This window comes from Prosthecobacter sp. (genome assembly GCF_014879935.1).
Classification (GTDB): Bacteria; Verrucomicrobiota; Verrucomicrobiia; order Verrucomicrobiales; family Verrucomicrobiaceae; genus Prosthecobacter.
The window spans coordinates 35,112-46,114 of the sequence record NZ_JACSRD010000105.1; the positions used below are offsets into that span (position 1 = coordinate 35,112).

Consider the following 11,003-nt stretch of genomic DNA (forward strand, 5'->3'; position numbering starts at 1 on the left):
AAAGGCACGATTGACCCCTCAAATGCTCTGGAGGTGCCCGCATGAGCTTTCCCCGCTACCCCGCCTACAAGCCCAGCGGCGTCGAATGGCTCGGCGACGTGCCGGAGCATTGGAGTGTCGAAAGAGTTCGCTGGTTGTGCGAGATCAAGAAAAGGATCTCTGGCGAGCTGGGACATGACGTGCTGTCGATCACTCAACAAGGGATTAAAGTGAAAGACTTGGAGAGCAATGATGGCCAACTGTCGATGGATTATTCCAAGTATCAGTTCGTCGAAGTTGGAGACTTTGCCATGAACCACATGGACTTGCTCACAGGCTATGTGGACATTTCCGCTCAGCGCGGGGTCACGAGTCCGGATTACCGCGTCTTCTCGATTCGAGACACGTCTGTCTGTCACGACAAATACCTGCTGTTTTTGTTCCAGATGGGATACAAGAACAAGATCTTCTACGCCTTTGGGCAAGGGAGTTCACAGCTTGGTCGTTGGCGGCTCCCCACGGAACAATTCAACGATCTAAGATTTCCTATTCCTTCCCACGCCGAGCAAACGGCCATCGCGGCGTTTCTGGACCGGGAGACGGGGAAGATTGATGCGCTGGTGGCGGAGCAGCGGCGGCTGATGGAGCTGCTGAAGGAGAAGCGCCAGGCCGTCATCTCCCACGCCGTCACCCGCGGCCTCAACCCCAAGGCCAAGCTCAAACCCTCGGGAACTCTCTGGTTCGATCAGATTCCATCTCACTGGACGTGTGGACCTTTGAAGCATTTTTGGGAAGTCATCGACTGTAAGCACGTGACCGTTCCTTTTTTGGACGAAGGCATTCCAGTCGCCAGCATCATTGAGGTTAGAAAGTTTGATCTCGATCTCAGTCAGGCGGAGAAAACTTCAGAAGAATCATTCAATCTGATGATCGAGGGTGGTCGCCAGCCGCGCCGTGGCGACGTCATTTATTGCCGCAACACGGCAAATACGGGAACGTCTGCTTATGTGGGAACCGACGAGCGAATTGCACTCGGTCAGGATGTCTGTTTGATAAAGTCATCAGGACGAAGCGGGCGTTATTTGAACTATGTGCTGCACAGTGGCTTCATGAAGTCTGAACTCGACACACTAATGGTCGGCTCGACCTTCAAGCGAATCAACGTAGCCCAGATTCGTGGCTTAATGGTGCCTTGTCCGCCTGTGGAAGAGCAAAACGCTATCGCAAGGCATTTAGACAATGTCACGACCACTTTCGACACGCTGACCGCCGAAGCGCAGCGAGCCATCGACCTGCTTCAAGAACGCCGCACCGCCCTGATCTCCGCCGCCGTGACCGGGCAGATCGATGTGCGGGGGCTCGCGCCGATCACGCTGCCTGCTCCCAGGCTGCATCTGCATCCGTCGTTGCACGGGCCCGTGCCCGGAGCGGAGGAGATGCAGGCCTTCTGGCGGGGCGCTGATCCGGCCGATCTGCCGGAGAACCCCGCCGTCGTGGTGGTGATGGACTGGCTGAACCGCATGGCGGACGTGCGCGGCTTTGAGGCCGCCCTGGCCCGGCTGGGTCTCACGCATGACCAGGTGATGGAGGAGGTCTTCCAACCCGCCGAGAACGGTGATTTCCGCCCCCTGGAGCAGGCGCACCCGCTGGTGCTGATGCAGTGCCTCTGGCGCATCGGCGTGCAGATCGGGATCAACGGCTACCACGACATGAGCGGCCTGATCCTGAGTGATGATTTTTGCGCGATGAACGTCTTCTGGGCCACCCTCCGCCGCAAACTCGTCGCCAACGACTGCCAGCCGCCGCTGGTGTTTGAGACCGTGGGCCGGTAGGAAGTAGCTACATCAGATATGTCCCTTTCCGCTCCCCTTTCTGCCTCGCTCCAACAGCTGGTGCAACTGCTGGCGGTGGTGCGTGCCCGTGCTGAAGAGCGGGCACGCACGACGCACGAGCGCTTCAATGTCTTCACCACGCTGCTGGAGGCGCACGATGAGGTGCGGCTGCACACGCGCTTTCTGCACAACCTCCTCAATCCTGCCGGCACGCATGACTGCGGGGCGCTGTTTTTGAACCTGTTTTGCCAGACGCTCGCGGAATTGCCGCCGCAAGACGCGGCGGGGAATCCTGTGACTTGGGAGCCCGTGCCCTCCGAGGCCGCATGGTCCGTCGGGAAGGAGGTCTCCACCGCCGCGGGGCAGATGGATCTGCTGCTCGAGTGCGCGGGCTGCGGAATCGCCATCGAAAACAAGATCTGGGCGGGGGAGCAGCCCGACCAACTCAAGCGCTACGCCAGCTATCTCCAGCGCCGTCTCGGAACTGGCGGCCGGCTGCTCTACCTGACGCCGGACGGCAAAGCCGCCAACAGCCATGGCGGAGCCGATTACCTGCGCATCTCTTACCGTGAGCACATCCTGGCGTGGCTGGAAAAGTGCCTCCAAGCCTCCTACCGCTTCATTCCCATCAATCAGGTGCTGCTGCAATACCGCGAGGTGGTGCGCGGACTCACCGGCCAGACCGCCGACCAGACTCTCATGAACCAACTGACCGACTTCGTGCTCCAACACCCGGAACTGCTGCGCCAACGGCAGGTGATCAATCAAGCCTTCGACCAGACCCGCGGTGCCTACTTGGACCGGCTGGTAAAACGCCTGCAAGACACGCCACCCACTGGCTACTCGACACGCTGGAACCCGCTGAAGCCCCAAACGCCCTTTGGCCAGCAGGACAACGGCATACTGGTGATCGTGCCCCCGCCTTCCGAGACACGGATGCCGCTCCACGGTGCCGAGTGGTGTCTGTTGCATATCCCGCGCTGGCAAGGTCTGGTGGTGGGCATTGGCTGGCTGCAAGTCAGGCCGATGGAGGAAGATGCTCAAGCCTATTTCAAGCTCCTGAATCAACGTCTGGATGACCAATCGAGGCAGACCGGCTATCACAAAGCCGACCCGCATGACCTCTGGGACGGCACAAAATGGCCGACTGGCTGGCATAACCTCTACCACCCGATGAGCGATGCCTTTTTGGCAGGCTTGGTGGAGAGGCCGGTGGACGAAGTGGCCGCCGAGGTGTGGAAGGGGATTGTGGACCACGTAACTTTGGTGGAGTCGCTGGCCTGCAAAGCGGTAGTGGGAGCCTGAGCCGTAGGCGTGCCGGAAGTTCTATGATTGCAACAGCCTAGCAGAGGCGTAGCGTCTCATTACCTACCATGAGCGACCGGGTACAGATCCAATCCAAGCTTTTCCGATGGGCGCAGGAGCGCTCCAGGCTGAGCGAGGAGGTGCTGTGCCAGAAGTTCCCGAAGTATCCGCTTTGGCTGAGCGGGGAGGAACAGCCGACGGTGAAGCAATTGGAAAAGTTTGCGGCGCAGACTTACACGCCCCTGGGCTACTTTTTCCTGCCCGAACCGCCGGAGGAGCGCCTGCCGATCCCGGACTTCCGCACGGTGAAGGATCGCGGCGTGGCGAGGCCGTCCCCGCACCTGCTGGACACGATCTATGCGGTCCAACTGCGGCAGGAGTGGATGAAGGGATTCCTGATCGAACAGGGGGAGCCGGCGCTGAGTTTCATCGGCAGTCGCACGCTCAAGGACAGGCCGGAAGAGGTGGCCAAAGACATCCGCCACACGCTGGGGCTGGAAGCGCATTGGAGCCGCAGACTGACGACTTGGGAGGAGGCACTGCGCACGCTGATCCAGAAGATCGAAGGCGTGGGTGTGCTGGTGATGATCAACGGGGTGGTGGAAAACAACACGCATCGCCCGCTGGATGTGGAGGAGTTTCGCGGCTTCGTCCTGAGTGACTCGCACGCTCCGGTCATTTTCCTGAACGGCACGGATGCCAAGGCGGCGCAGATGTTCACTCTGGTGCATGAGCTGGCGCATCTGTGGCTGGGGCAGGGCGGCATTTCGGACTTCAAGGAACTTTTGCCCTCGGAGAATGCCGTGGAGATCTTCTGCAATCAGGTGGCGGCGGAGTTCCTCGTGCCAGCGCATGAGATGCGAACTGCCTGGAAGGAAGTGAAGGACGGGGAGAAGCCTTTTGAGCGGCTGGCAAGATTCTTCAAGGTGAGCCCCGTCGTCGCTGCGCGTCGTGTGCTGGACCTGGAGTTGATCAGCCGGGCGGCCTACTTTGCCTTCTACAAAGACTACAAGCAGGCAGCCGCCGACCGTCGGGCGAGTGGTGCCGGTGGTGGGAACTTTTATCTGACGCTGGGCAGTCGTCTGGGGCATCGTTTCCCGGCAGCCGTCTATGGCGCGGCCAAGGAGGGACGCCTGCAATACCGGGAGGCTTACCAGCTCACCGGCCTGAGTGGCAGCAGCTATGACCGCTTTGGGAGGGAGCTGGGCTTCGCGGTATGAAGACGGAGGGCCGAAAATACCTGCTGGACGCCAACGTGCTGATCACGGCGTATCGCTCCTATTATGCTTTCGACCTCTGTCCTGGCTTTTGGCAGTCCATTCTGGATGGCTTCGCCGCCGGACGCATTTACAGTACGCAACGAGTGAAAAAGGAGCTGTCGAAAGGGGACCGACTTCACTTGTGGGTGGAAAGTGATCTTTCTGACGGATTTTTTCTGGATGACTCCACGGCGGCGATCACTGCCGAGTTTGCGCCATTGATGGCCTGGGTCGTGGCGAAAGGCTTCCTGCCAGCTGCACAGGCCAAGTTTGCCAATAATGATGCCGATGGCTGGCTGGTGGCGACTGCCAAAAAGGAGGGATTTTGCCTGGTTACCCATGAGGGACGCCAAGACGGAGCCAAGGCGCGTGTGCCCTTGCCAAACGTGTGCGAGGAGTTCGGCGTGGAATACTGCAATACCTTCGAAATGCTGAAGGAACTGGGCTGCGCCTACCGCTGAATCAACCGCGCCCACTTTTCCATTCATGCCCCTGCACCAAGAACTCAGCTTCGAGACGGAAATCTGCGAGCACCTCGCGGCGAACGGCTGGCTCTACGCGCCGGGCGATGCGGCGGCCTATGACCGGGCGCGGGCGCTCTTTCCAGCCGATGTGCTGGCCTGGGTGCAGGAAACGCAGCCGAAGGCCTGGGATATCCTTTCCAAGAACCACGGCGCGAAGGCGGAGGAGACGCTGCTCAATCGGTTGCGGGATCAGATCGACCAGCGGGGCACTTTGGACGTGCTGCGGCATGGGATCGAGCTGCTGGGGCTGAAGCAGCCGCTGAAGCTGGCGGAGTTCAAACCGGCGATGGCGATCCATGAGGAGATTTTGAAGCGCTACGCGGCGAACCGCCTGCGGGTGGTGCGGCAGGTGCGCTACTCGCTGCACAATGAGAACTGCATCGACCTCGTGCTCTTTCTCAACGGCGTGCCGGTGGCGACGGTGGAGCTAAAGACGGACTTCACGCAAAGCGTGGGCGATGCGATCGACCAATACCGCTTTGACCGGCACCCGAAACCGAAGGGCCAGAACCCGGAGCCTCTGCTGAGCTTCCCCAGCGGGGCGCTGGTCCACTTTGCCGTGAGCAATCACGAGGTGGCGATGGTGACGAAGCTGGACGGACCGGCGACGAAGTTCCTGCCCTTCAACCTCGGCAATGACGGCGCGGCGGGCAATCCGGTGAACCCGGACGGCCACCGCACGGCCTACCTCTGGGAACGTGTGTGGGCACGCGAGAGCTGGCTGGAGATCCTGGGGCGCTACCTGATCGCCAAGCGGGACAAGAAGAAGGTGATCCAGCAGGTCATCTTCCCGCGCTTTCACCAGCTCGATGCCACGCGGAAGCTGCAAGCCGCCGTTTTGCACGACGGACCGGGCGCGAAGTATCTCATCCAACACAGCGCAGGCAGCGGGAAGACGAACAGCATCGCCTGGGCGGCGCATTTCTTGGCGGAACTGCACGATGCGGAGCAGCGCAAGGTCTTCGACACGGTGCTGGTGGTCTCCGACCGCACGGTGATCGACACGCAGCTCCAGGAGGCCATTTTTGACTTTGAGCGCACGAGCGGCGTGGTCGCCACGATCACGAACAAGGACGGCAGCAAGAGCAGCAAGCTGGCGGAGGCGCTGGACGGCTCGAAGAAGATCGTCGTGTGCACGATCCAGACCTTTCCCTTTGCCCTGGAGGCCGTGCGGCAGCTCGCCGCCACGAAGGGCAAGCGCTTTGCCGTGATCGCCGACGAGGCGCACAGCTCGCAGACCGGCGAGGCGGCCTCGAAGCTCAAGCAGGTGCTTTCTCCCGAAGAACTGGCCGAACTCAACGACGGTGGCGAGGTGAGCACCGAGGACATCCTCGCCGCGCAGATGGCGGCCCGCGCGGCGGACAGCGGCATCACCTTCGTGGCCTTCACCGCGACGCCGAAGAACAAGACGCTGGAGCTTTTCGGCACGAAGGACGCAGACGGCCTGCCGCGCCCGTTTCATGTCTATTCCATGCGGCAGGCCATCGAGGAGGAGTTCATCCTCGACGTGCTGCAAAACTACACGAGCTACAAGCTGGCCTTCAAACTGGCCCACGAGGGCAAGGAATACGATCAGGCCGAGGTGGAGCGCAGCGCCGCCATGAAGGGCATCATGGGCTGGGTGCGGCTGCACCCCTACAACATCGCCCAGAAGGTGCAGGTGGTGGTGGAGCACTACCGCGAGTTTGTAGCTCCGCTGCTGGAAGGCAAAGCGAAGGCCATGGTGGTGGTCAGCAGCCGCCTCGAAGCGGTGCGCTGGAAGCTGGCCATCGACAAATTCATCACCGAGCAAGGCTACAAGATCGGCACGCTCGTCGCCTTCTCCGGCGAGGTGAACGACAAGGACAGCGGCGCGGATGCCTTCACCGAGACGAGCAAGACTTTGAACCCGAACCTCAAAGGCAGCGACATCCGCGAGGCCTTCAAAGGCGACGACTACCAAATCCTGCTGGTGGCGAACAAGTTTCAAACCGGCTTCGACCAGCCGCTGCTCTGCGGCATGTATGTCGATAAGCGTCTCGACGGCATCCAGGCCGTGCAAACGCTCTCCCGCCTGAACCGCGCTCATCCCGGCAAGGACACAACCTACGTCGTCGATTTCGTCAACGAGGCCACCGACATCCTCGCGGCCTTCAAGACTTACCACACCACCGCCGAACTCGCCGCCACCACCGACCCGAATCTCGTCTTCAACCTCCGCGCCAAGCTGGACGCCGCCGGTCATTACGATGACTATGAGGTAGATCGCGTGGTGGAAGCCGATTTGAAAGGCGAAAAACAAAGCGAACTGCTCAAAGCCATCGAGCCAGTCGTGGATCGCCTCATGAAGCGCTACAAAGCCGCTCAAGAGGCCCTCAAAGCCGCCCGCGAAAAGAAAGACGAGGCCGCCATCAAGGCCGCGCAGGACGAACTGAACGCGCTGATCCTCTTCAAAGGCGACCTGGGGGCCTTCATCCGCCTCTACACCTTCCTTTCCCAAATCTTCGACTACGGGAACACCGCCATCGAGAAACGCGCGATCTTCTTCAAGCGACTCATTCCGCTGCTGGAGTTTGGCCGCGAGCGTGAGGGCATTGATTTGTCCAAAGTCGTGCTGACCCGCCACAAGCTGGCCAACAAAGGCAAGCAGTCGATGCTCTTGAGCGAAGGCGAGACCCCGAAACTGGAACCGATCACCGATACAGGCGGCGGCAGCGTGCAGGAAAAGACGAAGGTCTTCATGGGCGAGCTGATCGAGAAGCTGAACGAGCTCTTCGGCGCTGAAACCACCGAGCAGGACCAGCTCGTCTATGTGAACCACGTTTTGCGCGGCAAGATGCTCCAGTCCGAAACTTTGCGTCAGCAGGCTGCCAACAACACCAAGGAGCAATTCGCCACCTCACCCGATCTCGACAGCGAACTCATGAATGCCATCGTTGATGCGCTCGATGCCCACACGTCGATGAGCAGCAAGGCCCTGAACTCCGAAGCAGTGCGAAAAGGCCTGAAGAGCATCCTGCTCAACCATGCTGACCTTTGGGAACTGCTGCGGATGAAGGCTGCGTGATTTTTTATCCCAAACCTCAAAACAACTCCGGAATCATCACACCGTCAGTGAGCGGCACGGGGCGGCCATCGGCGGAGCGGTATTCGATCTCGCGGTAGTCGTAGCCGAGGGCGGCGTAGATGCTGGCGTGGATGTCGGAGGGGGAGATGGGGCGGTCTTTGGGATAGGCACCGGTGGCATCGCTGCTGCCGATGACCTGCCCGCCGCGCACGCCGCCGCCGGCGAGGAGGACGCTGTAGCAGCCGGGCCAGTGGTCGCGGCCGGCGTCGTTGTTGATCTTTGGCGTGCGGCCAAACTCGCCCATCCACACGACAAGCGTGCTTTCGAGCAGGCCGCGTTCTTCGAGGTCGTCGAGCAGCGCGGCGTAGGCCTGCTCCATCGGCGGCACGAGCTTGTTTTTGAGGCCGTTGAAGTTGTCCTTGTGCGTGTCCCAGGTGATCGACGGGCCGTTCACGGTGGTGACAAAGCGTGTGCCGGCCTCGATAAGACGACGCGCGAGCAGGTGCGACTGGCCCCAGCTATGGCGACCGTAGCGTTCGCGGACTTTTTCGGGCTCTTTGGAGAGGTCGAAGGCCTCGGCGGCCTTGCCGGTTTGCAGCATGCTGGCGGCCTGTTCGTTGAAGATGTCGATTTGAGCCGTCTGCGGCGAGGTGATGGGCCGTGCGGCGGCGCTCATGTGATTGAGCAGCGCGAGCCGTTCCTGAAAACGCGTGGGCGTGAGGCTCGAATCCAGCGCCATGTTGCGCACGCGGAAGGTTTTCGCGTTCGGATCGTCATCGAGCACAAAGGGATCGTAGCGATTGCCGAGACAGCCGCCGAACTGGCCGGGTGTGAGGTACACCTTGCTATCGCAATGTGGAAACGGCGTGATGACGTATGGCGGCACGCCTTTGGAAAAACCATCGCGCTGAGCGAGCCAGCCGCAGAGTGTGCCGACGCCCGGAATGTCGGTCGGGCTCGGTGTGATAAGCGTGCTGTCCACGCGATAGGGCCTGCCGACGGTGGCCCAGTGCATGCCGCCGTTGTGGCTGCTGTGGCCGTGATGCACGCTGCGGATGAGCGCGAGCTTGTGCATGCGTTTGGCCATCTGCGGCAGCAATTCGGTGATGTGAACGCCGGGGACGTTGGTCTTGATCGTTTTGAACTCGCCACGGATCTCGGATGGCGCGTCGGGTTTCGGGTCCCACAGGTCGATGTGGCTCGGTGCGCCGCCGTTGAAGATCAAAATGACCGATTTGGCCTTCCCGAGGCCGATTTGAGCCTTCGGCATCGGTGAACCGAAAGCACTCAGATGATTCAAACCAAAGCCCAGCATGCCCATCCCGCCTGCTTGCAGGATGTTTCGCCGCGTGGCGCGGATTTCGGGGAGTGCCGGATTCACAACGGCACAAACCTACGACGCTGGCACCGAGGTCTTGCGCTTCATCGTGAAGGTCGTCCCTTGTCCCGATTGCAGGGCTGGCTTCGATCATCAGTGGCGGACGGATGCGGCCCCCAGGATTGCATGCTGGTCCCAGGAGTCACGTGCCGTTGGGCTTCTCATCATTGAGGTTTTCATACACGAGCTGGGCAGGCAAGGGGGGCGGCATCACTCCTCGCTCTCGGCCATTCGCTTTCCCGGCTCTGCAGAGCCTGGGTACGGCTGGCTGCGGCGATCCATTCTCCTTAGCAAGACGGAGACGGGTGATGCATGTCCGGGGCGTAGGCGTCAGAACGGCTGGAAAGCAGGTTCACCGCCTGATCACGTCGTGTTTTTCGCGATAGGGCACGTTTTCAGCGCTGATTTCTGCGCCGGTTGCCGGGAAGGCTTGCGCAAACGAGGGCGCTGGCGAGAATCGCGCCTGCCATGCCCGACCTTGCCACCTTCCGCCCGCTGTTCGACAAGCTCAAAGCCGAGATGCAGAAAGCCATCGTCGGTTATGACGAACTGCTGACGGATGTGCTGGTGGCGATCTTTTCCGGCGGTCACGTGCTGCTGGAGGGCGTTCCGGGGCTGGGGAAGACCTACCTCGTGCGCACGCTGTCCCAGGTGGTCGGTCTGGAGCCGGGACGGGTGCAATGCACGCCGGATTTGATGCCGGCGGACATCCTGGGCACCCACATCGTGGGTGAGGATGAGAAGGGGCATCGTACGCTGCGCTATGAAAAGGGCCCCGTGTTCAAGAATCTGCTCCTAGTCGATGAGATCAATCGTGCGACGCCGAAAACGCAGGCGGCGCTGCTCGAAGTGATGCAGGAACGCTGTGTGACCACGGGGGGCGAACGGCACCTGCTGCCGGAGCCGTTTTTCGTGCTGGCCACGCAGAATCCGATGGAGATGGAGGGCACGTATCCGCTACCGGAGGCGCAGCTCGACCGCTTCATGTTCAAGATCAAGGTGCCGTTCCCGGATCTCGATGCGCTGGTGGAGATTTCCCGCCGCACCACCGGCTTCACCGAGCCGAAGCTCGAAAACATGACGAGCGGGTCGCAATTGATCGAGCTGCAGAAGCTGCTCTCCCAGATGCCTGTGGCGGATCCCGTGGCGCACTACGCGTCCCGCCTTGTCCTGGCCAGCCATCCCGAGCAGCCGGATGCGCTGCCGGAAGTGAAACGCTTCGTCAGTTATGGGGCCAGCCCACGTGCGCTTCAGGCGCTCATTCGTGGTGCTCGTGTGTGGGCGGCCGTGAACGGCGCCACGGCGGTCTCCACGGATGACATTCGTGCGATCGCGCACGTGTCGCTGCGTCATCGCATCATCCTGAACTTCGAAGGCGAGGCGCAGCAGGTGAAGATCGACGACATTATCACCAAATTGCTCGATCAGGTGAAAACACCGGCGCAGCAGGCGGCGTGACTGGTTGAACGGCGGGAATCTCCTGTTTGGAAGTCGCGCTGCGACGCGGGGCATGGCTCAACGCGATCCACCCGCATCGTCTCCCGGCCTTCAAAGGCTTGGAGAAGAGACGGCTGCCTCTCTGCGTCCGAGGTCTTGACCACGGCTTAGCCTCAATGCCGTTAAGCTATAATTTCTGTACTTTCTGTTTTGGTGGTTAACTGACAATGGATGCCCCCATCA

At 60.9% G+C, this 11,003-nt stretch carries 7 protein-coding genes; 6 read left to right on the top strand and 1 reads right to left on the bottom strand.

Annotated elements, in window-relative coordinates; genetic code table 11:
* Positions 1-41: 41 nt before the first annotated feature.
* The 5 genes from IAE77_RS06835 to IAE77_RS06855 all read left to right on the top strand — a co-directional run bounded on the left by IAE77_RS06835 (position 42) and on the right by IAE77_RS06855 (position 7,945).
* Positions 42-1,811, top strand: coding sequence for a restriction endonuclease subunit S (locus IAE77_RS06835; RefSeq protein WP_294223744.1), 1,770 nt, complete (start codon positions 42-44; stop codon positions 1,809-1,811).
* Positions 1,812-1,829: 18 nt separating this feature from the next.
* Positions 1,830-3,116: a PD-(D/E)XK nuclease family protein gene (locus IAE77_RS06840; protein WP_294223747.1), complete on the top strand. Its 1,287-nt coding sequence runs from the start codon at positions 1,830-1,832 to the stop codon at positions 3,114-3,116.
* Between the two features lie 68 nt (positions 3,117-3,184).
* Positions 3,185-4,336: an ImmA/IrrE family metallo-endopeptidase gene (locus tag IAE77_RS06845; RefSeq protein WP_294223750.1), complete on the top strand. Its 1,152-nt coding sequence runs from the start codon at positions 3,185-3,187 to the stop codon at positions 4,334-4,336.
* Complete coding sequence (locus IAE77_RS06850) at positions 4,333-4,836, top strand: DUF4411 family protein (RefSeq protein WP_294223754.1); 504 nt, start codon at positions 4,333-4,335, stop codon at positions 4,834-4,836. Before IAE77_RS06845 ends, IAE77_RS06850 begins: the two co-directional genes overlap by 4 nt.
* A 25-nt stretch (positions 4,837-4,861) precedes the next feature.
* Positions 4,862-7,945, top strand: coding sequence for a type I restriction endonuclease (locus IAE77_RS06855; protein WP_294223757.1), 3,084 nt, complete (start codon positions 4,862-4,864; stop codon positions 7,943-7,945).
* Between the two features lie 16 nt (positions 7,946-7,961).
* Here IAE77_RS06855 and IAE77_RS06860 read toward each other — a convergent pair whose 3' ends face one another.
* Complete coding sequence (locus IAE77_RS06860) at positions 7,962-9,326, bottom strand: DUF1501 domain-containing protein (protein WP_294223761.1); 1,365 nt, start codon at positions 9,324-9,326, stop codon at positions 7,962-7,964.
* Between the two features lie 465 nt (positions 9,327-9,791).
* Here IAE77_RS06860 and IAE77_RS06865 point away from each other — a divergent pair, with 465 nt between their 5' ends.
* The gene (locus IAE77_RS06865; RefSeq protein ID WP_294223764.1) at positions 9,792-10,781 is read left to right on the top strand and encodes a MoxR family ATPase; all 990 of its coding nucleotides are present in this window, start codon (positions 9,792-9,794) and stop codon (positions 10,779-10,781) included.
* The last annotated feature ends 222 nt before the right edge of the window (positions 10,782-11,003 follow it).